This is a genomic window from Pseudomonas sp. CAM1A (genome assembly GCF_047501685.1).
Classification (GTDB): domain Bacteria; phylum Pseudomonadota; class Gammaproteobacteria; order Pseudomonadales; family Pseudomonadaceae; genus Aquipseudomonas.
Genome location: NZ_JBFNXP010000013.1, coordinates 24,237 through 46,894 on the forward strand (window position 1 = coordinate 24,237; position 22,658 = coordinate 46,894).

Genomic DNA, 22,658 nt, shown 5'->3' on the forward strand with positions numbered 1-22,658 from the left:
CTATTACCAAGGGTCCTGAATGTCCGTAAGGTGCGCGCTGCCCAGCAAGTCCGCGGCCCGCGCCTGAAATTCAACGCAGGAAGCGGGCTGCACTTTGACAGGAGTGACCTGAATGACATCCGTGCTGTTGGTCGATGACCACCACATTGTGCGACTCGCCGTACGCATGCTGCTTGAACGCGAACGCTTCACCGTCGTGGGTGAAACCGGCAAAGGCAAAGAGGCTGCCCGCCTGGCCGAGCAGACCAAGGCCGACGTGGTCATCCTCGACATCGGCCTGCCGGACCTCGACGGCATGGAAGTGATCAAGCGCCTCAAGCTGATCGACCCGCCCCCACGGATCATGGCCCTGACCGGCCAGCCCGCCGACCTCTATGTGCGCCGCTGCATGGACGCCGGCATCTCGGCCTTCGTCAACAAGGACGAGGACCTCGATGCCCTGGTCTTCGCCCTCAAGGCCCTGGTCAAGGGCTACTCGACCTTTCCGCAGATGGCGGTCAACAGCAACACCCTGGAAAGCGAGACCGAACGCCTGGCACTGCTGTCCAACCGCGAAATGGAAGTGCTGCGCCGGCTCAGTGCCGGTCAGAGCAACAAACTGATCGGCGAGCAGATGAACCTCAGCGCCAAGACCATCAGCACCTACCGCGGCCGGATCATGGAAAAACTCAAGGTCGAGTCACTGGTGGAAATGGTCGACCTGGCCAAACGCAACAACGTGGCCTGAATCATGATCAAGGGCACCCTGCTGTGCCTGCTGCTGGCCATGCTGCCGGTATTGCCCGCTCACAGCGAAGCGCACAGCGAATCCCGCCATCTCCTGGCCCGCGCCCTGAGCGCGGCGCCTCCCCTGGCACTGGCCGCACCCGACCGTCAGTGGCTAACCAGTCGCGGCCGCCTGGTGCTGGGCAGTTCGCGTCCCGACTATCCCCCTTTCGACATCAACAACAGCCAGTCCGACTACGAAGGCCTGAGCGCGGACTACGCCGGCCTGATCGGCGAGCAGCTGGGCGTGCCGGTCGAGGTGCGCCGCTATCCGAGCCGCGAGCTGGCCCTGGAAGCGCTGCGCGCTGGCGAGGTCGATCTGCTGGGCAGCTCCAACGCCTTCGAGGCCAATGACGCGCAACTGGCCCTCAGCCTGCCCTACGCCGACGACCTGCCGGTCATCGTATCGCGCAAGGACCAGGCCTTGCGCGACGGTGACGACCTCGCTGGCCTGCGCCTTGCGATGGTGGATCATTACCTGCCCATGCAGGCAGTGCGACGCCTCTATCCCCACGCACAACTGGACCTCTATCGTTCGACCCTCGCCGGGGTCGCCGCAGTTGCCCTGGGGCAGGCCGACGCCTATCTGGGTGACGCCATCAGTACGGACTATGCGATCGCCAAGGGTTTCCAGGAAACGGTCAAGGTCGATCACTTCGTCAAGGCTCCGGCCAGCAGCTTTGCCTTTGCCCTGCCCCAGGACAACCAGCGCCTGCTGCAACTGGTCGACCTGGCCCTGGGCCGCATCGCCGACAGCGAACGGCTGAATATCCTGCGCCGCTGGACCGGCGGCGGCACCAGCCTGCTGCTGGACCGCCGCCTCGATGCCCTGACCCAGGAGGAGCGCGACTGGATAGCGCAACACCGGCAGGTCAGCGTGATGATCAACACCACGCTGGCGCCCCTGAGCTTCACCGACGCCCAGCAGCAGCCCCGGGGCATTGCCCTGAATCTACTGGAGCGTATCGGCCTGCGTACCGGTTTGCGCTTCAAGCTGGTCGAGTCGGATTCGTTCGAAAGCATGGTCGAGCAGGTCGCCCAGGGCAAGGCGGACATGATCGGCGCCATCGGTTACGGCGAGCACCGCGCCCAACGCCTGCGCTACACCCGCCCCTACATGATCAGCCCACGGGTACTGGTCACACGACGGGATGCGGCGCCCCTCGACCCGCAGCAACCCTTGAAAGGACTGCGGGTGGCGCTGCTGCGAGGTTCGCCGCTGCGTGAAGGCCTCGAACGGCAGTATGGCAAACTGCGCATCGTGGACGTGGAGAACCCTCTGCAACTGATGGAGGCCGTGGCCAACGGTAATGCCGATGTCGCCCTCGGCTCGCACATCAATGCCAGCTACTTCATCAACCAGGTATTCAAGGACCGTCTGCGCATTGCCGGCCTGCACGGTGACGAGCCGGCCCTGGCGACCTTTGCCGTAGGCCCCGCGCAGCCGCAGTTGCAGGCGATCCTCAACAAGGCCCTGCTGAGCATTCCACCCGACGAGCTGGAACAGCTGGTCAACCAGTGGCGGACCAACACCGCGGTCAGCGACAGCCCCTGGCGCAACTACCGCACGCTGGCGCTGCAGGTGCTGGTGCTGGCCGCCCTGCTGCTGGCCGGCGTGGCGTTCTGGAACACCTACCTGCGCAAACTGATCCACCAGCGCAGCGAAGCCCAGCGCGCGCTGCAGGAACAGCTGGCGCTCAGCCGCGGACTGCTCGAACAGCTGCGCCAGGCCAAGGACGATGCCGAACAGGCCAGTCGGGCGAAAAGCACCTTCCTGGCAGTCATGAGCCACGAGATCCGCACACCGATGAACGCCGTCATCGGTCTGCTCGAGATGGCCCTGGAGGACAGCCAGCACGGCCATAGCGATACCCAGGCGCTGGAGGCGGCCCACGGCTCGGCGATCGGCCTGCTCGACCTGATTGGCGATGTGCTGGACATCTCGCGCATCGAGTCCGGCCACATGACGCTGCAACCAGTGGCTTGCGACCTGGTCGAGCTGGTCCGCTCGACCCTGCGGGTTTTCGAAGGCAGCGCACGTCTCAAAGGGCTTGCGCTGGGTGCTCTGCTGCCCGCCTCGCCCGCGTGGCTGCTGGTCGATCCGCTACGTTTCAAGCAGGTGCTGTCGAACCTGCTGAGCAACGCGATCAAATTCACCGATCAGGGCCGGATCGACGTGTCGCTGGCTGTCGCCCCGATCAATGCCGGCCTGCTTGAGGTCAGGTTGCACATCAAGGACAGCGGCGTGGGTATCAGCAGTAGCGACCAGGCACGTCTGTTCACCAGTTTTTCCCAGGTCGATGGACGACAGGCACGCCAGGGGGCGGGCCTGGGTCTGGTGATCAGCCGCGAGCTGTGCGAGCTGATGGGGGGCGAGCTGCATCTGAACAGCATCGAGGGCCTGGGCACCCAGGTCGAAGTGCATCTGCGCCTGCCGGGCGCCGAGCCTCCTGCCACCCAGCCTGCCGGCAATGTCTTGATCGAAGCCGATGCAGGCCCGCTGCAAGTCCTGGTCGTCGATGACTACCCCGCCAACCTGTTGCTGCTCGACAAGCAACTGCGTTCGCTGGGCCACCAGGTGACCCTCGCCGACCAGGGCATGGCCGCGTTGTCGCTCTGGCTGGACGGCCATTTCGATGTGGTCATCACCGACTGCAGCATGCCGGTAATGGACGGCCATGAGTTGGCCCGCCAGATTCGTGCACGGGAGCGCGAAGAAAACCTGCCCGCCGTTCGAATCATCGGCGTCACTGCCAACGCCCAGGCCGAGGAACGCCAGCGCTGCCTGGACAACGGCATGGACGAATGCCTGTTCAAGCCCATCGGCCTGCAGGCACTCAAGGCCTGCCTGCCGCTGGCCGCTGAAGCGCCACGTCCCAGCGGCTTCGACCTGGCGCAACTGCGCCACCTCACCCAGGACGACGATCGGCTGGTCAAGCGCCTGCTGGAGCAACTGGCGCAAAGCAGCGCCGAAGACCTGCAGGCACTACACGCACTGGGCGCCAACCCGGCAGCCGAAGCCCTCGCCCCAGTGGTCCATCGGGTCAAGGGCGGCGCGCGGATGCTCAAGGTCAGGGGCGTGAGGCAGGATTGCGAAGCGCTGGAGCAGGCCATAGCCCTGGGGCAGCCGGTTGAACAACGGCTCGCCCAACTACGCTCGAGCCTGCACACCCTGGAGCTCGAACTGCGCCAGAGCCTCAGTGCAATTGAAGGGTCGAATTGATCTGGCTGATGGCGTCCACCACGTGCCGCGAACCCTGCTGGATCTCCATGATCACCGTACCGGCCTCATTGGCCAGTTCCACGCCCAGGCCGGTACGGGTCAGGCTCGACTGCATGCTGGCCACCGCGGTCAACGACAGGTCATGGTTCTGCCGCACCACTTCGACGATCTCCAGGGTCGCCTTGCTGGTCCGCGCCGCCAGGTTGCGCACCTCGTCGGCGACCACCGCAAAGCCACGGCCATGCTCGCCGGCCCGGGCCGCCTCGATGGCGGCATTGAGGGCCAGCAGGTTGGTCTGGTCGGCAATGCCGCGGATGGTCAGGACGATCTGGCCGATCACCTCGGACTGCTTGCTCACCGCGTCGATGGTGCGGGCGGCGTCGTTGAGCTCGCATGAGATCTGCTCGATCACCTCCACCGCCTGCTGCACCACCTGGGTGCCCTTGCGCGCGCAGGCGTCAGTCTGCATCGAGCTGGCATGGGCAGCGTCGGCGGCAGTCTGCTGGGTGCTGACCTGGCGGGTGATATCGCTGGCGAACTTGACCACCTTGTACAGGCGGCCCTTGTTGTCGAAGATCGGGTTGTAGGACGCCTCGAGGTACACGGTCTGGCCTTGCTTGTTGACCCGTTCGAAGCGATGGGAGTGGTACTCGCCGCGGTTGAGCGAGGCCCAGAAATCGCGGTATTGGGCCGACTCGCGCTCGTGCGGCAGGCAGAACAGCCCATGATGGCGCCCCACCACCTCGTCAAGGCGATAGCCCATGGTGTCGAGGAAGTTCTGGTTGGCCTTGATCACGCGCCCGGCCGGGGTGAACTCGATTACCGCCATCGAACGGCCGATTGCCTTGAGCAGGCTTTCGCTCTCGTGCTCCTCGATGACATGGCGGGTGATGTCGGAGGCCACCTTGATCACGCTGGTCACCTGCTGGCGCTCGTCGATCACCGGCATGTAGCTGGCCTCCAGCCACACCTCACGGCCCGCCTTGTCCAGGCGCTCGAACGTACCGCTTATGGCCTTGCCCTCACCGAGTTCGCGCCAGAGCTGCTGGTACTCGGCGCTCTTGGCGTAGGCCGGGTCGCAGAACAGCCGGTGGTGCTTGCCGCGGATCTCGTCGGCGCTGTAGCCCATGGTCTTGCAGAAACTCTCGTTCGCCTCGAGGATCGTGCCATCGGGCGCGAACTCGATCATCGCCATGGAACGGCTGATCGCTGCCAGCTTCGCCTCCATGCCCGCCAAGGCCTGCCGGCTGCGCTGTATCTCGATCAAGTCGGACTTGCGATGGTACTCGAACATGGACCGGGCCTCCTGTGCTCACGGAATGTCCTGAGCATAGATCGGCGTTACCACCGTGCAAGCGTTCTGATATCACTTTCGCATTAGGCATTTGTGCCGTCTGTCCGGTCACGCTGCGAAGGTGCGTTGAGCAGGCCGCGCAGCCTTGCGCGAAATTGCCGTAACCCTAAGCGCCTCTCCTATACTCCACAGCTACCCGGTGCACGATGCCCCACAAGAGGGATACACATGAAAATCGTAGTCACCAGCATTCTCGTCGACAATCAGGCCAAGGCCCACGCGTTCTACCACCAGGTCCTGGGCTTCGAGCCCAAGGACGACATTCCCCTGGGCAAGTACCGCTGGCTCACCCTCACCTCCCCCAACGATCCAAACGGTGTCGAGTTGCTACTCGAGCCCGACGCCCATCCCGCGGCGAAGACCTACAAGGCCGCGCTCAAGCAGGACGGCATTCCCGCCACCTCGTTCGGCGTGCGCGATATCCAGGCCGAGTATGAACGACTGTGCAAGGCGGGCGTGCACTTCACCCAGCCACCCACCGCCATGGGCCCGGTTACCGTGGCCGTGTTCGATGATACCTGCGGCAATCTGATCCAGATCGCCCAGCGCCATTAGCCGCCTTCGTGCAGCCCGCGAGGTTTTCCTCGCGGGCTGCTACATTGCTGACTTCCTCCAGCGCAGCCAGAACAAGGACACCCCATGCGCTACGAATTCAGCGAAGTGCTCAACGACCTGGTCGACTATTTCCTGCTGGGTGATATCCAGCTGCTGGAACAGTTCAAGGAAGACCAAGACCTGCCCGACGACCTGGCGCGCGCCTTCACCCGCGGCGACAGCGGCGACCTGGCGGTGCAGCAAGGGGTGATCCTGCCGCTGGCCGGTGTCGACAACCTGCCCTACCGCATCCTGTTCACCCTCGACGAACGCACCCCGGCACTGCTTGAGCCCGGCAGCCGCCTCAAGCACCGTCGTGCGGGCCATGTGCTGCGGGTCGAGCACGGCGCCGTGATGCTCTTCACCTGGCGCATCCTGCAGCACTTCACCAACAAGACCCTGGGTGATCTACTGGCGCGCTACCAGGAGCCGGGGCGGCCGATGATCGAGCTGGACAACGGCTGGTATTCGGTGGAAGTGCTGGCGGGCGCCGTGGTGCGCGACGGTCTGTACGAGCCGGCGTTCGAATTCGTCATGAAAAAGGCCTATGCGCGCCCACAGGCCTTGGAGGTGGATGTCGGCTACCGGTACACCTTGCGCGGTTATTTCGACTGAACAGGGTCGCTCCTGCAGTGACGGCGTGAACCTAGGCAGGAGCGACCCCTCATCCCTCAGCTGTGATTGATATCCCGATCCTTGGTTTCCGGCATGAAGAAGATGCCCAGCACCGCGGTCATCACCGCAATGACGATCGGATACCACAGCCCGTAGTAGATGTCCCCGGTCGCCGCCACCATGGCAAAGGCCACCGTTGGCAGGAAGCCACCGAACCAGCCGTTGCCGATGTGGTACGGCAGCGACATCGAGGTGTAGCGGATCCGCGCCGGGAACAGCTCCACCAGCCAGGCGGCGATTGGCCCGTAGACCATGGTCACGTAGATCACCAGGATGGTCAGCAGCAACAACACTATCGGGTAATGGATCTTCGCAGGGTCGGCCTTCTCGGGATAACCGGCCTCTTTCAGGGCACCGGTCAGGGTGGCGGTGAAGGCGTCGGACTGAGTCTTCAGTTCAGCCGCGGCCAGGCCGGTCCCCTCGAAACTCGGGATCACCCGCTCGCCGATACGGATCTGCGCCACGCTGCCAGGCTCGGCCTTTTCGTTCTCGTACGGGATCGCCCGCTTGGCCAGCAGGCTCTTGGCGATGTCGCAGGAACTGGTGAAGCGGGCCTTGCCCACCGGGTCGAACTGGAAAGCGCACTGCCCGGGGTCAGCCACCACCACGACCGGGTTCTGCTCCTGGGCGACAAATACATCCGGATTGCCGTACTCGGTCAGCGCCTTGAAGATCGGGAAGTAGGTCAACGCGGCAATGATGCAACCGGCCATGATGATCTTCTTGCGCCCGATGCGGTCGGACAGGCTGCCGAAGACGATGAAGAACGGCGTGCCGATCAGCAACGAGCCGGCGATCAGCAGGTTGGCGGTCTGCGGGTCGATCTTCAGTGTCTGCAGCAGGAAGAACAACGCGTAGAACTGCCCGGTGTACCACACCACCGCCTGGCCGGCGGTGCCGCCGAGCAGCGCCATGATCACCACCTTGAGGTTGTCCCAACGGGCGAACGATTCGGTCAGCGGCGCCTTCGACGCCTTGCCCTCGGCCTTCATCTTCATGAACACCGGCGACTCGTTGAGCTGCAGGCGGATGTACACCGAAATCGCCAGCAGCAGGATCGACAGCAGGAACGGTATCCGCCAGCCCCAATCCTCGAACGCCTCGGTGCCCATGGCCGTACGGCAGGCCAGGATCACCAGCAACGACAGGAACAGCCCGAGGGTGGCGGTGGTCTGGATCCACGCGGTGAAGAACCCGCGCTTGCCCTTGGGCGCATGCTCGGCCACATAGGTGGCGGCCCCGCCGTACTCCCCGCCCAATGCCAGCCCCTGCAACAGCCGCAGGGTGATGAGGATCACCGGCGCGGCCACGCCGATCGTCGCATAGCTGGGCAGCAATCCGACCACCGCGGTGGATACGCCCATGATCACGATGGTGATGAGGAAGGTGTGTTTGCGCCCGATCATGTCGCCCAGGCGGCCGAACACGATGGCGCCGAACGGCCGCACGGCAAAGCCGGCGGCGAACGCCAGCAAGGCAAAGATGAACGAAGTGGTTTCGTTGACCCCGGCAAAAAAATGCTTGGCGATGATTGCCGCCAGCGAGCCGTACAGGTAGAAGTCGTACCATTCGAACACGGTGCCCAGCGAAGAGGCGAAGATGACCTTGCGCTCCTCCCGGGTGATGCCACGTTGGGGCGCGCTACTGCCCGTGGATTCGCTGTCAAGGACCGCCATGGGTCGCCTCCGTCTGGTTGTGGTAGACCGGAGTGCTCCATCAGGTAGCCAAAGCACGCACCCAGGCCCAAAGGCATTGCAGGCTGCGCGAAGCACGACGAGGCATCGGCCTCGAATCGCGGCAAGTCACTTCAAGCATAATCGGCCTTTGCACGATAGCCACTCGCCTGAGTGATCGAGCGCCGAAACGGATAGGGAACCCGCAATGAGCGAACCACGGCACAGCGCCTGGCGAGGTCGGCTCTGGCTGGCCGATGACCACGGCCTGCTGCTCGGCACGGCGGGCCACACCGGTGTCCATGCCCACTATGCCCACCAGGTAGTGCTCGCCCTTGAGGGCCAAGCCTGCCTGCAGGTCAACGGCGCACAGCACCGTGGCGCCATGCTGGCCATCGCCTCGTTGCAGCCCCACGCCATTCTCGCGCCCAGCACCGCCTGCATCACCCTGTTCGCCGAGCCCCTGGCGTTTTCCCTGGAGACCTTGCTCGACGTCTGCCAGCAAGCCCCCCGCGATATCCCCAGCCTGGCCCAGGCGTTGCGCCAGGCACCGCGCCGCCCGTTGGATCCGCGCCTGGCGCGGGCCCTGGCACGGATTCGCGCGGTGGACGAGCAGCGCCTGCCGGCCACCGAGCTGGCACAGGCAGCGGCGCTATCGGTCAGCCAGCTCGAGCGCCTGTTCAGCGGCCGTCTGGGCCTGTCGGTACGGCGCATGGTGCTGTGGCAACGCCTGCGCGTGGCCTTGGGCGAGGCGCTGTCTGGCGCCAGCCTGACCGAAGCGGCGATGGCTGCCGGCTTCGCCGATTCGGCGCACCTGAGCCGCAGCCTGCGCCAGCAATTCGGCATCCGCGCCAGCGAAGCCCTGCGCCACCTGCGCTCAGACGTGCTCTAGCGCCTGACGCAAGCTGTTCGGCAAGGGTGCCGGCGGCTGCGCCGTGGCCACTGGGCGGAACGGCTCTCGCAGTTGCGCAAGGTACGTTTTGGGATAGTCCGGACGGTCGCCGATACCCATGTCGTCATCGGCCAACCCGTAGCCCGGCAGGTGAAGGGCAGTGCCGAGCAGGCGATCCCAGACGGGAAAGAACAGTGCGAAGTTGACGTCGCCCAGGGTGCCGTACTTCAGATGGTGCAGCCGGTGCACAGGGGCCCAGGCGAAAAAGTGGCGCAGCACGCCGATACGCATGTCGACATTGCTGTGTTGCAACAGCAGCTGGACTGCGATGCAGAACGCCAGCAGCGCCGCCACATCCTGCGGCAACCCCAGCAGCAGCAAAGGCAGCACGCCACCCAGCCCCTCGGCCATCTGGTGCAGCGGGTGCTTCATCAAGCCATTGAAACCGTACAGCCGGGTCACGCTGTGATGCACCGCGTGCAGGCGCCAGAGCAACGCGCTGCGATGGCTGGCGTAATGCACCAGGGTGATGCCCAGGTCGGCCAGGGGCAGCGCCAGCAACAGTTGCCCGAGCACGGGCCAGTGGCTGGGCCACAGGCTTGAGGCCGGCAGCCAGCCGGCGAACAGCGGGATGGCGGCGATGCTGGCGATATTGAGTGTTTCGTTGACCATTGCGTGCAGTGCATCGCGCCCGCCCTCGCCTGTTGCCTCGCTCCAGGCAGATTTGTAGGGGCACAGCGCTTCGCAGGTGAACGACAGCAGGATCGCCACGCCAAGCAGGGGCAGCAGCCAGAGGATATCGGCGCCAAGATCGATCAGCCACACCGCGGTGGCAATGAAACCGAAGAAGAAACACGGGGCATAGAGGATACGCATGGATGGCTCCAGTCATGGTTGGAGCCAGCAGTGTTGCCTGGTGCTTGCCTGGAGCGATTGAACGAACGGCGCATCTGTCGCAGCGATGTACTACAGGGCCGGTGTGTCCGCCGCTCGGGCGGCCAGCTGTCTACGCATCTCGTCGTTGGCACCCTGGGCCTGGGCCAGGATGGCGCGCAGCCCCTGCACCTGCGCGTCCCGCTGCTGCAGTTGCTCATCCAGCAACGTGCCCTGGGCCGTGGCCTGGCGATGTTCGGCGAGCAGGCGCTCATTGTCGCGGTGCAGACGCGTCAGCTCGTCCTGACGCGCCAGGGCGCCCTGCTGCAAGGTCTGCAACTGGCCTTGCAACTGGCGCACCTGGGTCTCGTTGCGGCGTTGATCCTGCTGGCGCTGCTCGAGGCTGGTGCGCAGTTGCCCGTCCTTGTCAGCCAGGCGCGCCTGCAACTCACCCTGTGACTGGCTGAGGCTGGCGCTGCGCAACTGCTCGGCCTGCAGGCTGGCCTGGGCTGTCGTGAGCCGCTGGGTTTCAGCGTGCAGCGCAGCGGTCAGGGCCTCGACCTGGCGCAGTGCGCCGGCCAGGTCGCGCTGGGCCAGTTGCAACTCGGCCTGCATCGCCGCACAACGCGCCTGCGCCGCCTGCTCGGCGGCCGCGATCCGGGCCTGCCCTTCCTCCTGCAACTGGGCCGCCAGTTGCTCGACCAATCGCGCCAACGGTTCGCTCAAGGCCCCCTGGTTACCCAGCATCTCCAGCGGTTGCCGGTCGAGCTCCTTGAGGTAGCGATGGATGGTGGTTTTCGAGCCGGTATTGCCCAACTCGATACGTACCGCATCGATACTGGGGTTTTCACCCCGGGCCATCAGCGCCTGCCGCGCCTGCTGCACGGAGGCCTTGTCGATACCATTGCGGGCCATTGCTCAATCCACCTATTCGTACCATGGCATGTACCATGTAATTCGGCGCAATACTGCACGGCCCTGACCCTCGGTTCAAGCGTGCGGGTGAAATGTTTTTTTATCGACGTTGCCAGGCGCCGGGCCTGTTCGTGCGAACTCAGCTGTCCTTGCCCAGCACGTAGCGGTCGAAGTGCTGGATATGTTCGTCGAGGTTGTCCTCGAGCATCATCCGGTACTGCTCGCTGAAGTACTTCAGCAACTCCTCGCGCGCCGCGGCCATTTCCGCCGCGGACTTGAAACTGCGCGCCGCCATCCAGGCATTGAAGCGGCTGGCGGCGAAGGTCATCGAAGCGCTGACCTTGCCGAGGTCCTCGAGCTTCTCGATCTGCTGGTTGGCCAGCTCCACATGCGCATCGGCGCGGTCGTAGAAGGCCTGGTCGGTGGCTTGTGCCATGGGAATCTACCTATCGGAAAACGTTGGACTCAGGCGGTCTTGGCCTGAACGGTGAACAGGCTGGCGCCGAGCGTCATGAACGACACGCCGAACAGGCGGTTCATCAGGCGAGCGCGGTTCGGTGCCGCCAGTTTGCGCTTCAAGGCTTGGGCCAGGAGGACATAGAAAGCATGGGCCAGGATCGAGCACAGGGCGAAGGTGCCCACCAGCAATCCGAGCTGACTATCGGCGCCGTTGCCCGTGGCCATGAACTGCGGCAGGAAGGCGGCGAAGAACAGGATGGCTTTCGGGTTGGTCAACGCCACCGTCACGCCGTTGAGCATCAGCCGGCGGTTGCTGACCAGGGCCTTGACCGGTTGCTCCAGCTGGTCAAAGGCGCTGCTGCGGCTTTTCCACTGCTTGACGCCGAGGTAGATCAGGTAGCTCGCGCCCACCACCTTGAGCAGCAGGAAGGCGCTGGCCGAGGTCTGCAGCAATACCCCGAGGCCCGCACTGGTGGCGGTGGACACCACCAGCAGCCCGAGGGCGTTGCCCAGCGAACCGAGCATCGCCCGCCTCGGCCCGTGCGACAGCGAGTTGGACAACGCCATGATGACACCCGGGCCTGGCGACAAGGTCACCACCATCGAGACAACGACAAATCCGAACCAATCGTGCAGCGACATCCTTGTACATCCTCGGGCCGATTACATGAGGCGGCGACTGTAACAGAATGCCGCCCCGCTCCGGAATTGGCGCTGCGCCTGATAGCCCTCTGCTACATCAAGCCTGAGAATCCGCCAGTCCCGTCGCCACCGGCCGCGCTTGCTGCGGCGCACGGTTGCAGGCCACGAAATCGTCCTGGCGCAGCACCACCAGCGCCAGCAGCGAAGCCACCCCGGTGCCCACGTAGAAGTACCACGGCGCGGTGATATCCCCGGTCACCTTGATCAGCCAGGTCGAGATCAGCGGCGCGCTGCCGCCGAACACCGCCACCGGGATGTTGTAGGCCATGGCGATGCCGGTGGAGCGGATGCGCGTGGGCAGCAGCTCGCTCATCAACGCGTAGGTCGACGAGGCATACAGCCCGAACAGGATCGCCACCGCCATCAGCGGCCAGAACAGGGTCGCTGGTGTGGCGCCCGGCGCGGTCTTGAAGAACCAGTACATGGCCAGGGTCGCCAATGTACCGATCACCATCAGGAACGGTTTGCGCCCGTAGCGATCAGTGAAGGCGCCGCCAAACGGCATCACCAGCGCCGCCGACAGGCTGGCAACGAACACATAGAGCAAGGTGGTGCCGCTGTCGAACTTCAGCGTGTTGGACATGTAGGTCGAGGCGAAGGTCAGCACCAGGTAGAAGATCGAGCTGTGCAGGGTGATGATGAAGAACACCAGGGCAATCGCGCGCTTCCACTGCCACACTTCGCGCAGCGGCGCCTTGGAGGTCTGCCCGGCCTCCACCAGGGCGAGGAACTCCGGGCTGTCCTCGAGCTTCAGGCGGATATACAGCGAGATGAAGCCCAGGGGCCCGGCGATCAGGAACGGGATCCGCCAGCCCCAGTCCTGCATCAGCTCGGCGCCCAGGGCCCAGGTCATGCCATTGGCCACCGCGCCGCCCAACAGCAMCCCGAGCACCGCCGTGACCATCAGCCAGCAGGTGGCGAAGCCCCGACGGCCGGGGCCGGCGTATTCGGAGATGAAGCTGGTGATGGTGCCGATCTCACCCCCGGCGGAGAAGCCCTGCACACAGCGGATCAGCACCAGCAGCACCGGCGCGGCGATGCCGATGCTGGCGTAGGTCGGCAGCAGGCCGAGCAGGAAGGTGGAGCCGGCCATCATCACCAGCACCGTGATCAGCGTGCGGCGGCGGCCGATCTTGTCCGCCAGCGGGCCGAAGAACAGCCCGCCCAGAGGGCGGATGAAGAAGCTCAGGGCGAAGGCCGCGAAGCTCGCCAGCAGGCTGCTGGTAGGGTCGTCGGAAACGAAGAAGGCCTTGCCGATATACAAGGCCAGGAAGCCGTAGACGCCGTAGTCGTACCACTCGATCAGGTGGCCGGTGGTGGCGCCGATGAAAGCCCGGCGCCGCTGGCGCTGGGTGTTGGCGGGTGACATGCCCATGCGGGTAACTCCTGTCGTGTCGCTTTCCATGAAATGTCGCGGCTCAAGCACTGCCGAGCGACCCGTCCGGGTCCTGCAGCCATTGGCGCAACTGGGTCTTGAGAATCTTGCCATAGCTGTTTTTCGGCAGCTCGGCGCAGAACAGGTACTTTTTTGGTTTCTTGAACGAGGCCATGCGCGCCAGGAACCACTCATTGAGCGTCCGCGCATCGAGGCCGCCTGCCGTGCGCGGCACGACGAAAGCCACCACCGACTCGCCCCACTCGGCGTCGGTTTCGCCCACCACGCAGGCTTCGAACACTTCGGGGTGCTGGATCAGCACTTCCTCGACCTCGCGGGGGTAGATGTTGCTGCCCCCGGAAATGATCACGTCCTTGCTGCGGTCGGTCAGCGACAGGTAGCCTTGGCCGTCGAGAAAACCGATATCGCCGGTGTGCAGCCAGCCGTCCACCAGGGCCGCCGCAGTGGCCTGGGGATTGTCCCAGTAACCCTGCATCACCACCGGGCCACGCACGACGATCTCCCCTACCTCGCCAGCCGCCGTCACGCGGCCCGCGCCATCGACCACGCGCACCTCCACGCAGGCCTGGGCCCGGCCAACGGAAGCGGCGATGCCCGGCCAGCCCGGGTTGTCACGGTCGGCGATGGCCTCGCGGGACAACGCGCTGATGGTCATCGGGCATTCGCCCTGGCCGTAGATCTGCACCAGGCGCGGGCCGAAGGTATCCAGGGCATCGACCAGGTCCGCCAGGTACATCGGGCCGCCGCCATAGACGATAGTCTTGATGCCTTCGCCAGCATAGCCCAGTTGCCGCGCCTGCTCGACCATGCGTTTGACCATGGTCGGCGCGGCGAACAGGCTGACCTGCCCCAGCGATCGCGCCAGGGTGAACAGCTCCGCTGCCTGGAAGCCACGGGACAGGGGCACCACGTGCCGGGCGCCGCAACGTACGTGGATGAAGTTGTATAGCCCCGCGCCGTGGGACATCGGCGCGGCATACACCACGGCGTCATCGGCGGCTACCGGGTCGACGTCCAGCGGATAGCACAGCGACATGGCGATCAGGTTGCCATGGGACAGCATCACGCCCTTGGAACGCCCGGTGGTGCCGGAGGTGTAGAACAGCCAGGCCAGGTCGCTGTCCAGGCATGGGTGCGGCGCCTGCAGCTCATCGCTGGCCGGTACTCCCGGCATGCGCTGGACAGGCGCGGCCAGCTCGCGGCAACCGTTCGGCAATGCCAGGTCAGCGAACAGCTGGCCCTCGTCGGTGAAAATCAGCCGCGCCCCGGCATTGCCGGCGATCCACGCGGCCTCCAGGGCGTGCAGCTTGTGATTGATCGGTACCGCCACCGCCCCGCACCACCAGATCGCGTAGAGCAGTTGCAGGTAGTCGCAGCTGTTCTTCATCAGCAGCGCTACCCGCGCGCCCGGCTCGATGCCGTGCACGTGACGCAGCTCCAGCGCCCGTGCCCGCACCTGGGTGGCAAATATCCGGTAGTCGGCGATCTGCCGCGGGCCCTCGAACAACGCCGGCCGCTCAGGCCAACGCTGGGCCGCATCCTGCAACCAATGGCCGATGTTCATGCCTCAGACCCTGACGGCTTGCAGCACGCTGGCGTAGTTGGCCACCGCCATGCCGCCCATGTTGAACAGCAGGCCGAACTCGGCATTGGGCACGCCCAGGCCGATGGGTTTGCCGGTCAACTGGGCGAAGCCCAGGGCATGCATCGACACCCCGGTGGCCCCCACCGGATGCCCCTTGGCCTTGAGCCCGCCGGACAGGTTCACCGGCAAGCGCCCACCCTGGCGCACGATGCCGTCGTCCAGGGCACGGTGCCCCTCGCCCCGCGGCGCCAGGCCCATGGCTTCGTAGATCAGCAGTTCGGCGATGGTGAAGCAGTCGTGCACCTCGGCGAAACTCAGGTCGTTCAAGGTTACCCCCGCCTCGCGCAGCGCCCCGTGGATGGCCCGCTGCGGCCCCTCGAAGGCCAGCATGTCGCGGCGCGACAGCGGCAGGAAGTCATTGACCTGGACCATCGAGCGGATCGCCACCTGGCGCCGCATCGAGCGGGCGCGCGCGGGCGAAGCCAGGATGATCGCCGCCGCGCCGTCGCTGATCAGCGAGCAGTCGGTCAGGCGCAGGGGCGCCGCGATCAGCGGGTTGCTCGGCGACACCTGGTTGCAGTGCTCGAAGTCCATCACCCGGTGCATCTGCGCCAGCGGGTTGGCCATGGCATTGGCATGGTTCTTCACCGCGATCGCCGCCATCGACGCCAGCGGGCTGTGGTAGCGCTCGGTGTACTGCTGCGCCACCTGGCCGAACAGCTGGGCGAAGCTCAGGCCGGCCTCCTGCAAGGCGTTCTGGTAACCGGCGCCGGCCAACGCCCGGGTGACCTCGACGGTGCTGTTGCCGGTCATCTTCTCCGCGCCGACCACCAGCACCAGCTCGGCCGCGCCGCTGCGGATGGCATTGATACCGGCCTGGATTGCCGCCGAGCCCGAGGCGCAGGCGTTCTCGCAACGGGTGGCGGGCTTGAAGCGCAGTTGCGGGTCGGCCTGCAGCATCAGCGAGGCGGGGAAGCCGTCGGCCACCAGGCCCGAGTTGAAGTGGCCTAGGAACAGCGCGTCGATCTCGGCGGCGTCGATGCCTGCATCCTGCAAGGCATCACGGGTGACCTGGACGATCAGGTCTTCGAGGTTCAGGCCATCCAGGCGACCGAAAGGGCTGTGCGCGGCGGCGACGATGGCGATGGAATCGTGGAACATGGTGTTTTCTTCTGTCCTTGAAGCGGGTATTGCATACAATGTGGCAGCACCCGAATCCCACGCTAGTTGGGGCAACTACGTACACGAGTAAGTAGTGATCTTTACCGGGCATGACCCCAAGCACCGAGGCAGGAAGCCTGATGACCGTACCCACCCACGCCTCCCCGGACCTCGAGCGCCTGGCGTTCCAGGTGTCACCCGCGCCGCAATTGATCACCGGGCATCGGCGCATGCTCGACTGCAACGAGGCCTTCGCCCGGCTGTTCGGCTACACCCGCGAGGAACTGCGCGGGCACCTGACCCTGCTGCTCTACCCTTCCCAAGCCGACTACCAGAGCATTGGCGAGCGCAGCGAGCACTGGCTGCGCAACGGTCTGGGCGCCTTCTATTCGGACGAGCGCTTCATGCAGCACCGCAACGGCGAGGTGTTCTGGGCCCGAGCCCAGGGCTTTACGCTGACGGCGCAAGACCCCTTCAAGTTGATGATCTGGCATTTCGAACGGCTCGACCGGCAGCCGGCGCCGGCAGTGCAACTGACGCCGCGTGAACGGCAGATTTCGTCGCATATCGTCAACGGGCTGACATGCAAGGAAGTGGCGCGGCAGCTGGGGATATCGCATCGGACGGTGGAAGTGCATCGGGCGCGGTTGATGAAGAAGTTGCAAGCGAAGAACAGCGCGGAGCTCGTATCGAGAATAATTTTCATTAGCTGATCGCTACACCAGTAGCAAAAACGCCAACCAAACCATACAAACCAGATAGGACCGGAGTCACCTTGAAACTGCTAGACAAAAAGTGGAGTCAAATAAGCCACATCCACAACACGCAAATAGTCAAGTCAATTTATATATGGCTGTTCATCGTCCCTATACTGGTAAAGGCACTTAGCGAAGTCCCTTCAGACCTAAATTTTCACATCGCAGGACAAGCGATTCCGATTAAAATGGAGCTTCCCTTTTCATTTTTCTGCTTTTATCTAAGCGCCTTCTTTTTTGTACTATCAAACCTGATTTTCAACTTTAGGTGCCCTCAACTGGTGAAAGACCACAGCTCTTGGAGAAGCTTTGCCGAGCACGGAAAGGGCATGGAGCACCTTTCAAATTATGTTGACAACCTAGACGTTTCGGCACAGGCAAAAGATGAAGCTTGGCAAGTGGAGCCCACTCGCAGTCCTGGCGGGTTACTGCAAGACCAGTTCTGGGCCTTCCACAACCTCGGCGAGTGGCAGACACCAAAATCCAGAAAAATGGCTGTTGGCTTTACCTATTTAGCGTTTTTCTTCATGGCCTGGGTGATCATTCAAAACTTACTGACTGTTTCGGAGTATGCATTCCTTCACCAGCCTATAAGTTAGTCGCCAGCACATCCCGGGTGAACTGCACCTAATTTCGACGCTCGACCGCTCGGCGCTTCACCAGCTGTACTGCGCAAACGACAGCTGGCTGAAAAGCTGGCTGCGCGCACGCCTGGGCAATGCCGCCGATGCGTCCGACTTGGCCCACGACACCTTCCTGCAAGACGGGGCAGCCCTGCGTGCGCCGCCCCTGTCTGTTTCACACCTTCTTCACCATCCCCATATGCGCATCGTCCATCAATGCCTTGGCCATATCGCTCAGGTAGTGCGAGGCCCAGACCAGTACCGGTTCGTTGTCCATCACACCAATGAAGGAAGCCCGGCGGGCGCTGTCGAGCAATACGGAAGCCTGCTCCATGGCGTGGTTCGCGCAGTTGCCGGGCTCTACGCGGAACAGCCGCGTACCTTTGGTGGCACCTTCCAGGCAAGTGCAGGTGCCCACGGTCCAGCCAAGTTGGCCATGGTCTGCAGGGGTTTCGTTGTCCATTTGCGAAATCCTCGGGTGTTTTTGATGTAGCGGGTTCGAAGACTGGGTTGCGCGCCGACCGGTTATGCATCAAATGCGTGGGAGCGGGCTTGCCCCGCGATGAGGCAAGCCCTGGTAATGACGGGAATGGCATCGGCAGTTTCACTGATCCGGGCGCCCACTCTCACCAGTCCGTGGCGGCTCTGTCAGTGCAGCGTGTATGACGGCGGTCGTGTACTCATGTGGAGCTGGGCAAGCGCCGACTCCAGCAATGTGCGGGTGGCGTCAAGCTCGTGCATCATCGTCAACATCACCAGGGTGGCTGGTGATTTGGGCAGGTGATTGAACGATTGATGGGCGACGGCCAGCGCGCACATGACGTACTCGGTGGCCTGGACCAGAGTGTCTTCAAGTAGATGGGGGGATTCAGTGAACGGTGGTGGATCGGGGACGATCTTGAGCATGATGAAACTCTCTAGTTGCGCTGATCGGACCGCACCCCATCGCTTGCAGGCGAAGGGGTGGCGGCTACGTACGGGCCTGCAAGACCGGGGCAACTAGAGTAAGCCCGGCTGACCCGAAGGCCACCCGTACGCAGCCACCATGACGCACGGCCAATGGCTTGAGACCAATGGCAATGAGTGGTGCTGATCTAGTTGTCCCGCTCAGGCTTGCAGACCCGGCCGCTACTTTTTTGTAGCGACCCAGCGAGACTAGACCTCGGTTGGATGGCGTAAAAGCGGGTAAAGCATGCTTCGGAAACGGACTACCCGAAATAGGGAAAATCTTATTCATGCCTGTAGGACGCGCTATGAACGTGCTCCCCTACCCCATTACTATCGCGGTAGCTTCGCAATCACCTTGATCTCGAAATCGAAACCGGACAACCAGGTCACGCCGAGAGCGGTCACCGTGGGATAAGGCGCCTCGCCCCAATACTCGGCCGCCACCTCCCAGATGGTTTCGAATGTCGAGTCGGGGTCGACCATGAAGATGGTGGTATCAACTACATCCTCGAAACTACCGCCGGCCTCGGCCAGGATCGCGTTGAGGTTGGCAAAGGCCAGGCGAACCTGAGCCGCGAGGTCCGGCTCGGCCGAACCATCCTTGCGGCTGCCGACCTGACCGGATACGAACAGAAAACCATTGGAGCGAATCGCCGGCGAGTAGCGGTGCAACTCGTACAAAGCATGGCGATCTGGCGGGAAAACGACATCACGTTTGCTGGACATTACCTACCTCGTTCTGGGCCATCAAAGCCCGGTGTCTACGGTGAGGCCACTATAAGAAGGCCCTCTACCCTGGATAAACGGGCAGTTCTGGCCAGGACTGTTTGTATACTCCAAACAATCCAGGTGCGAACGAGGCGTGGAATGGACCGATTCGATGCAATGCAGGCGTTTGCCCGGGTGGTGGAAACCGGCAGTTTCACCAAGGCCGCCGCCACCCTGCACATGAGCAAGACCACCGTGACGCAGCTCATCCAGCAGCTGGAAGCGAGGCTGCGCGTGCGCCTGCTCAACCGCACCACACGCAAGGTCCATGTCACCGCTGACGGCGCGGCCTACTACGAACGCGTGGTCCGGTTACTGGCAGACATGGACGACGCCGAGACCAGCTTGTCCAGCGCCTCGATGGCACCGCGCGGTCGGCTGCGGGTGGATGTACCCAGCCCGCTGGCGCGAATGCTGCTCATACCCGCCTTGCCAGAGTTTTTTGCACGTTATCCAGAAATCCAGCTGACCGTGGGCGTGAGCGATCGCATCGTCGACATCATTGGTGGAAACATCGACTGCGTGGTGCGTGGTGGCGAGATCACCGACCAGTCCCTGGTGGCAAGGCATGTGGGCGATCTGAAACTCGGCATCTACGCCACGCCCGGTTATCTGCAGCGCTTCGGGACGCCGGTTCACCCCCTTGAGTTGGAGGAAGGCCCGCACAAAACCGTCGGCTTTCTCTGGTTTCGTACAGGCAAAACCTTGCCCTATGCAATGCACCGAGGTGATGAACGCTTGGAGGTCCAGGCGCGCCCGCAACTGACAGTCGATGACGGCAATGCGTACCTTGCCGCCGGCCTGGCTGGCCTCGGGATGCTCTGGCTGCCGCAGTACATGGCCATACCGCACCTGATCAGCGGCGAGCTGCTGCCGCTGTTTGAAGACTGGCACATGGCGCCAATGCCGATGTACCTGGCCTTCCCGCCGAATCGCCATGTCAGCGCCAAGGTGCGGGTGTTTATCGACTGGATAACCGAATTGATGGCCGAGCATGCGCCCGTGGTTGGCTGATACAAGTGCAAGGCCGCTCCAGGACCAGGCACTCCGAATTTCCGCTTTTGCCCGTTTTCTGACAGTGCGGTGGAGGCCGACTATGGGTCGTTAGCGGCATTTCGTGACTGGCCGCTTGACCCATAGCTGCCCTTCGTGGAGGACTGCTAACGACCCATAGCGGTCAATCTAGTGCTATCTGGCAAGGTCAAGATGCCTGTCTCTGTGTGGGGGGCGCGCGAGTGTTTGGACATCTTCTGACATCACCACAACAATGCTTCAACTTGATCAAATCGGTCTGCAATCTTCAAATAGGTTTCTGCCCAACCGCTACTCATACTCGTTTCTTGCAGCGGCCCAGTGGGTGCAAAGATTACGGTGAGTTTCAATCGTTCGGGTAAGGTGCCGGCCTTCAGCAAGTCAAGCAAGCTTTGAAGCTCTTGTATTGCTTCGCTTTCGTCTGCCCAATACGACCAGCAAAAGTCGTTACCTGGAATCGACACCAGCTCGATAGACGCCTCCAGAATCAACGCCAGCAACTCCATCGGAGAAGGGTCGCCACGGTAGGGATCGAGCAAGTACCTAACTCTCTCAAGTTTCATAACGCAGCACTCTGGCAAGGAAGTTGACAGCTCGGGATTGTAATTGTTTCTTGGTACTTGGGTTGAAGCGGCTGATTCTGGCCGAAAGCTGCCCTCCACCAACGTCAGCTATGGGTCGATAGCGGTCACTCGCGACTGGCTGCTTTCGACCCATGTCGGACGGTGAGCAACGGCAAGGATCGGCTCGAGGACGTTGACCGTAAGCGACTTTGAAACCTGGGTGATTCAATTGATCGTTAAAGGTGCGAAACGATTGACTATATTCCGCTTCACGTGGCGTTCTCGTTGGTTGGATGAGGGTCGATGTGAAGACGGTTTTCGGCCCCCCGGATGGCTTTGGCGATTCGCCAGAAATAAATTGCGCCAATCAAAAGTTCGAACACCGATCCGACAACCCAGCATGTCACCAGCGACGACGGGGTGTCGCGATTGCTCATTGCGACGTAGTAGATCAACGGAATGCTTATAAACCACATCAGAACCAGGCGCACGAGCAGCGAAAATCTGGCCATGCCAAGACTTTCCAAGACGGCTGCCCCCGTCATAGAGAAGACAAAGGCGGCAGAGAATGTCCACAGTACACGTTGTGTATCGATGGCCACAGCGACGGTCTCCGGGTTGTGTCCCAGGTCGCCGAAAGCCCTGAGCAAGACCTGTGGCAACGTGATTTGAACGGTGGAAACCAGCAGCACGTAGAGCAACTCAATGATTACGGTCACCCGCAGGATCATTACCAACTCCATGTATTGCCCCTTGCCCACGGCAGTGGCGCACAGAATACTGCAACCCATACCCAAACCGATGATCGGGATGATGCCCAGGTAATTGATCGTCAGATTGACGTTGTTTGCCGCTAGCGCACTAGCGCCCAACACTGCGACTATCCAGATGAAGGCAGTGTTGCCGAGCTGATCCACCCCTGCGGATAAACCACAGGGCAAACCTCGACGTAGCCGGAATAACAGTCTGGACAACAGGCGATTGCTACGGGCAATGAAGATGTTCATCAACTCAAGCCAGATTTCTCGCGGCAGCATGACGGCGTAGCATGTCAGCATTGAGAGCGTGCCGATCAAAGTACCGATGGCGGCTCCGGCCATTCCCATTTCGGGCAACCCGAACTTTCCAAAGACCAGGCCGACGGTGAAGATTGAGTCGACTACTTGACCCATGATCCCGACCATGAGCGTTTCGCGGGTTCGACCCACACCGTTGAAAAACGAGGACAATGCGGTATCGATCGTCATGACGCCACCGAAGATCGCCGCCCAGAACATGTACTGCGATTCGAGGCTGACAATCTGCGGTAGACGCGAGCTGAGATGTGGGATCATCGCGATCAGTGGGGCGGTGATCAACAACAGGGCAGCGCAGACGATACCAAGGAACAACCCCAGTGCGGCTTCATTCGACGCTTCGCTGAGCCCCGATCGGCCATTCGCCTGTGCAATAAATGAACGGGACACCCCCACGGTGCTACAGAAGAAAGCGATAATTGCCATGCTCGTGAATACAGCGGGTCCAGAGGCGGCCAGTGTATCTTGTGAGTAGTGTGCGAGGCATAGCCTGTCGACAAGCATCATCAGTAAATTGCCGACCATCGTCCCCATCAACGGAAACGAGACAATTACGATTCTTTTCGCCACCCCTGCGTCAAACCGGTGCCGCATATTCACATTCCTTTGTTTCACAGCCGCCGCGG

The 22,658-nt window shown here is 62.9% G+C and carries 22 protein-coding genes and 2 pseudogenes; 9 read left to right on the plus strand and 15 right to left on the minus strand.

Annotated elements, in window-relative coordinates:
* Positions 1-112 precede the first annotated feature (112 nt).
* Both ABZO33_RS23345 and ABZO33_RS23350 read left to right on the plus strand, forming a co-directional pair.
* Complete coding sequence (locus ABZO33_RS23345) at positions 113-727, plus strand: response regulator transcription factor (protein ID WP_028690792.1); 615 nt, start codon at positions 113-115, stop codon at positions 725-727.
* 6 nt (positions 728-733) lie between these two features.
* On the plus strand, positions 734-3,988 hold the full coding sequence (locus ABZO33_RS23350; protein ID WP_414538093.1) for a transporter substrate-binding domain-containing protein: 3,255 nt from the start codon (positions 734-736) through the stop codon (positions 3,986-3,988).
* Here ABZO33_RS23350 and ABZO33_RS23355 read toward each other — a convergent pair.
* Together ABZO33_RS23355 and ABZO33_RS23360 are read right to left on the minus strand one after the other, a co-directional pair.
* Positions 3,963-4,457, minus strand: a complete 495-nt coding sequence (locus ABZO33_RS23355) for a methyl-accepting chemotaxis protein (RefSeq protein WP_231867507.1) — start codon at positions 4,455-4,457, stop codon at positions 3,963-3,965. The two genes, ABZO33_RS23350 and ABZO33_RS23355, sit on opposite strands and share 26 nt — an antisense overlap.
* A 42-nt stretch (positions 4,458-4,499) precedes the next feature.
* Positions 4,500-5,282: pseudogene (locus ABZO33_RS23360) on the minus strand (PAS domain-containing protein); the annotation flags it as partial.
* A 228-nt stretch (positions 5,283-5,510) separates the two neighbouring features.
* On the opposite strand from ABZO33_RS23360, the gene ABZO33_RS23365 reads away from it, so the two are divergent.
* Together ABZO33_RS23365 and ABZO33_RS23370 are read left to right on the plus strand one after the other, a co-directional pair.
* Positions 5,511-5,897: a VOC family protein gene (locus tag ABZO33_RS23365; RefSeq protein WP_414537963.1), complete on the plus strand. Its 387-nt coding sequence runs from the start codon at positions 5,511-5,513 to the stop codon at positions 5,895-5,897.
* A gap of 84 nt (positions 5,898-5,981) precedes the next feature.
* Positions 5,982-6,551 (plus strand): hypothetical protein, encoded by a 570-nt coding sequence (locus ABZO33_RS23370; RefSeq protein ID WP_414537964.1) that lies wholly within the window; start codon positions 5,982-5,984, stop codon positions 6,549-6,551.
* Between the two features lie 56 nt (positions 6,552-6,607).
* Here the strand turns inward: ABZO33_RS23370 and ABZO33_RS23375 are convergent, their stop codons facing one another.
* Positions 6,608-8,287 carry an MFS transporter gene (locus ABZO33_RS23375; RefSeq protein ID WP_414537965.1) on the minus strand — a complete coding sequence of 560 codons (1,680 nt, stop codon included), beginning with the start codon at positions 8,285-8,287 and terminating at the stop codon, positions 6,608-6,610.
* A gap of 205 nt (positions 8,288-8,492) precedes the next feature.
* Between ABZO33_RS23375 and ABZO33_RS23380 the strand changes: the two genes are divergently transcribed.
* Positions 8,493-9,176 (plus strand): helix-turn-helix domain-containing protein, encoded by a 684-nt coding sequence (locus ABZO33_RS23380; RefSeq protein WP_414537966.1) that lies wholly within the window; start codon positions 8,493-8,495, stop codon positions 9,174-9,176.
* Here the strand turns inward: ABZO33_RS23380 and ABZO33_RS23385 are convergent.
* From ABZO33_RS23385 to ABZO33_RS23415, 7 genes are all read right to left on the minus strand, one after another.
* Positions 9,162-10,052: a sterol desaturase family protein gene (locus ABZO33_RS23385; RefSeq protein ID WP_414537967.1), complete on the minus strand. Its 891-nt coding sequence runs from the start codon at positions 10,050-10,052 to the stop codon at positions 9,162-9,164. The two genes, ABZO33_RS23380 and ABZO33_RS23385, sit on opposite strands and share 15 nt — an antisense overlap.
* A 90-nt stretch (positions 10,053-10,142) precedes the next feature.
* Positions 10,143-10,964, minus strand: a complete 822-nt coding sequence (locus ABZO33_RS23390) for a DNA-binding protein (protein ID WP_414537968.1) — start codon at positions 10,962-10,964, stop codon at positions 10,143-10,145.
* Positions 10,965-11,103: 139 nt separating this feature from the next.
* A complete protein-coding gene (locus tag ABZO33_RS23395; protein ID WP_102682437.1) occupies positions 11,104-11,400 on the minus strand; it encodes a DUF3144 domain-containing protein in 297 nt (98 codons plus the stop codon).
* Between the two features lie 29 nt (positions 11,401-11,429).
* Complete coding sequence (locus ABZO33_RS23400) at positions 11,430-12,065, minus strand: LysE family translocator (protein ID WP_414537969.1); 636 nt, start codon at positions 12,063-12,065, stop codon at positions 11,430-11,432.
* Between the two features lie 97 nt (positions 12,066-12,162).
* Positions 12,163-13,500: an MFS transporter gene (locus ABZO33_RS23405; RefSeq protein ID WP_414537970.1), complete on the minus strand. Its 1,338-nt coding sequence runs from the start codon at positions 13,498-13,500 to the stop codon at positions 12,163-12,165.
* Positions 13,501-13,543: 43 nt separating this feature from the next.
* Positions 13,544-15,085: a class I adenylate-forming enzyme family protein gene (locus ABZO33_RS23410; protein ID WP_414537971.1), complete on the minus strand. Its 1,542-nt coding sequence runs from the start codon at positions 15,083-15,085 to the stop codon at positions 13,544-13,546.
* A gap of 3 nt (positions 15,086-15,088) precedes the next feature.
* Entirely contained in the window at positions 15,089-16,267 is a 1,179-nt protein-coding gene (locus ABZO33_RS23415) for an acetyl-CoA acetyltransferase (RefSeq protein ID WP_414537972.1), read from the minus strand.
* A gap of 140 nt (positions 16,268-16,407) precedes the next feature.
* On the opposite strand from ABZO33_RS23415, the gene ABZO33_RS23420 reads away from it, so the two are divergent.
* The 3 genes and pseudogenes from ABZO33_RS23420 to ABZO33_RS23430 form a co-directional block, all read left to right on the plus strand.
* Complete coding sequence (locus ABZO33_RS23420; RefSeq protein WP_414537973.1) at positions 16,408-16,980, plus strand: LuxR C-terminal-related transcriptional regulator; 573 nt, start codon at positions 16,408-16,410, stop codon at positions 16,978-16,980.
* 62 nt (positions 16,981-17,042) lie between these two features.
* Positions 17,043-17,621, plus strand: coding sequence for a hypothetical protein (locus ABZO33_RS23425; protein ID WP_414537974.1), 579 nt, complete (start codon positions 17,043-17,045; stop codon positions 17,619-17,621).
* 31 nt (positions 17,622-17,652) lie between these two features.
* Positions 17,653-17,784: pseudogene (locus ABZO33_RS23430) on the plus strand (RNA polymerase subunit sigma); the annotation flags it as partial.
* Between the two features lie 36 nt (positions 17,785-17,820).
* On the opposite strand, the gene ABZO33_RS23435 reads toward ABZO33_RS23430, so the two are convergent.
* The 3 genes from ABZO33_RS23435 to ABZO33_RS23445 form a co-directional block, all read right to left on the minus strand.
* Complete coding sequence (locus tag ABZO33_RS23435) at positions 17,821-18,108, minus strand: DUF3077 domain-containing protein (protein WP_110702238.1); 288 nt, start codon at positions 18,106-18,108, stop codon at positions 17,821-17,823.
* Positions 18,109-18,293: 185 nt separating this feature from the next.
* Positions 18,294-18,551 carry a hypothetical protein gene (locus ABZO33_RS23440; protein ID WP_414537975.1) on the minus strand — a complete coding sequence of 86 codons (258 nt, stop codon included), beginning with the start codon at positions 18,549-18,551 and terminating at the stop codon, positions 18,294-18,296.
* Between the two features lie 372 nt (positions 18,552-18,923).
* Positions 18,924-19,319 carry a RidA family protein gene (locus tag ABZO33_RS23445; RefSeq protein ID WP_414537976.1) on the minus strand — a complete coding sequence of 132 codons (396 nt, stop codon included), beginning with the start codon at positions 19,317-19,319 and terminating at the stop codon, positions 18,924-18,926.
* A 141-nt stretch (positions 19,320-19,460) separates the two neighbouring features.
* Between ABZO33_RS23445 and ABZO33_RS23450 the strand changes: the two genes are divergently transcribed.
* On the plus strand, positions 19,461-20,375 hold the full coding sequence (locus ABZO33_RS23450) for a LysR substrate-binding domain-containing protein (protein ID WP_414537977.1): 915 nt from the start codon (positions 19,461-19,463) through the stop codon (positions 20,373-20,375).
* 242 nt (positions 20,376-20,617) lie between these two features.
* Here the strand turns inward: ABZO33_RS23450 and ABZO33_RS23455 are convergent, their stop codons facing one another.
* Together ABZO33_RS23455 and ABZO33_RS23460 are read right to left on the minus strand one after the other, a co-directional pair.
* A complete protein-coding gene (locus ABZO33_RS23455; RefSeq protein ID WP_414537978.1) occupies positions 20,618-20,932 on the minus strand; it encodes a hypothetical protein in 315 nt (104 codons plus the stop codon).
* Between the two features lie 293 nt (positions 20,933-21,225).
* Entirely contained in the window at positions 21,226-22,626 is a 1,401-nt protein-coding gene (locus ABZO33_RS23460; RefSeq protein WP_414537979.1) for an MATE family efflux transporter, read from the minus strand.
* Between the last annotated feature and the right edge of the window lie 32 nt (positions 22,627-22,658).

Excerpts from the sequence above, each read along its gene's own strand:
- ABZO33_RS23345 (WP_028690792.1), top strand. The coding sequence starts at position 113 with ATGACATCCGTGCTGTTGGTCGATGACCACCACATTGTGCGACTCGCC.
- ABZO33_RS23355 (WP_231867507.1), bottom strand. The coding sequence starts at position 4,457 with ATGCAGACTGACGCCTGCGCGCGCAAGGGCACCCAGGTGGTGCAGCAG.
- ABZO33_RS23365 (WP_414537963.1), top strand. The coding sequence starts at position 5,511 with ATGAAAATCGTAGTCACCAGCATTCTCGTCGACAATCAGGCCAAGGCC.
- ABZO33_RS23370 (WP_414537964.1), top strand. The coding sequence starts at position 5,982 with ATGCGCTACGAATTCAGCGAAGTGCTCAACGACCTGGTCGACTATTTC.
- ABZO33_RS23375 (WP_414537965.1), bottom strand. The coding sequence starts at position 8,287 with ATGGCGGTCCTTGACAGCGAATCCACGGGCAGTAGCGCGCCCCAACGT.
- ABZO33_RS23380 (WP_414537966.1), top strand. The coding sequence starts at position 8,493 with ATGAGCGAACCACGGCACAGCGCCTGGCGAGGTCGGCTCTGGCTGGCC.
- ABZO33_RS23385 (WP_414537967.1), bottom strand. The coding sequence starts at position 10,052 with ATGCGTATCCTCTATGCCCCGTGTTTCTTCTTCGGTTTCATTGCCACC.
- ABZO33_RS23390 (WP_414537968.1), bottom strand. The coding sequence starts at position 10,964 with ATGGCCCGCAATGGTATCGACAAGGCCTCCGTGCAGCAGGCGCGGCAG.
- ABZO33_RS23395 (WP_102682437.1), bottom strand. The coding sequence starts at position 11,400 with ATGGCACAAGCCACCGACCAGGCCTTCTACGACCGCGCCGATGCGCAT.
- ABZO33_RS23400 (WP_414537969.1), bottom strand. The coding sequence starts at position 12,065 with ATGTCGCTGCACGATTGGTTCGGATTTGTCGTTGTCTCGATGGTGGTG.
- ABZO33_RS23410 (WP_414537971.1), bottom strand. The coding sequence starts at position 15,085 with ATGAACATCGGCCATTGGTTGCAGGATGCGGCCCAGCGTTGGCCTGAG.
- ABZO33_RS23415 (WP_414537972.1), bottom strand. The coding sequence starts at position 16,267 with ATGTTCCACGATTCCATCGCCATCGTCGCCGCCGCGCACAGCCCTTTC.
- ABZO33_RS23420 (WP_414537973.1), top strand. The coding sequence starts at position 16,408 with ATGACCGTACCCACCCACGCCTCCCCGGACCTCGAGCGCCTGGCGTTC.
- ABZO33_RS23435 (WP_110702238.1), bottom strand. The coding sequence starts at position 18,108 with ATGGACAACGAAACCCCTGCAGACCATGGCCAACTTGGCTGGACCGTG.
- ABZO33_RS23440 (WP_414537975.1), bottom strand. The coding sequence starts at position 18,551 with ATGCTCAAGATCGTCCCCGATCCACCACCGTTCACTGAATCCCCCCAT.
- ABZO33_RS23445 (WP_414537976.1), bottom strand. The coding sequence starts at position 19,319 with ATGTCCAGCAAACGTGATGTCGTTTTCCCGCCAGATCGCCATGCTTTG.
- ABZO33_RS23450 (WP_414537977.1), top strand. The coding sequence starts at position 19,461 with ATGGACCGATTCGATGCAATGCAGGCGTTTGCCCGGGTGGTGGAAACC.
- ABZO33_RS23460 (WP_414537979.1), bottom strand. The coding sequence starts at position 22,626 with ATGCGGCACCGGTTTGACGCAGGGGTGGCGAAAAGAATCGTAATTGTC.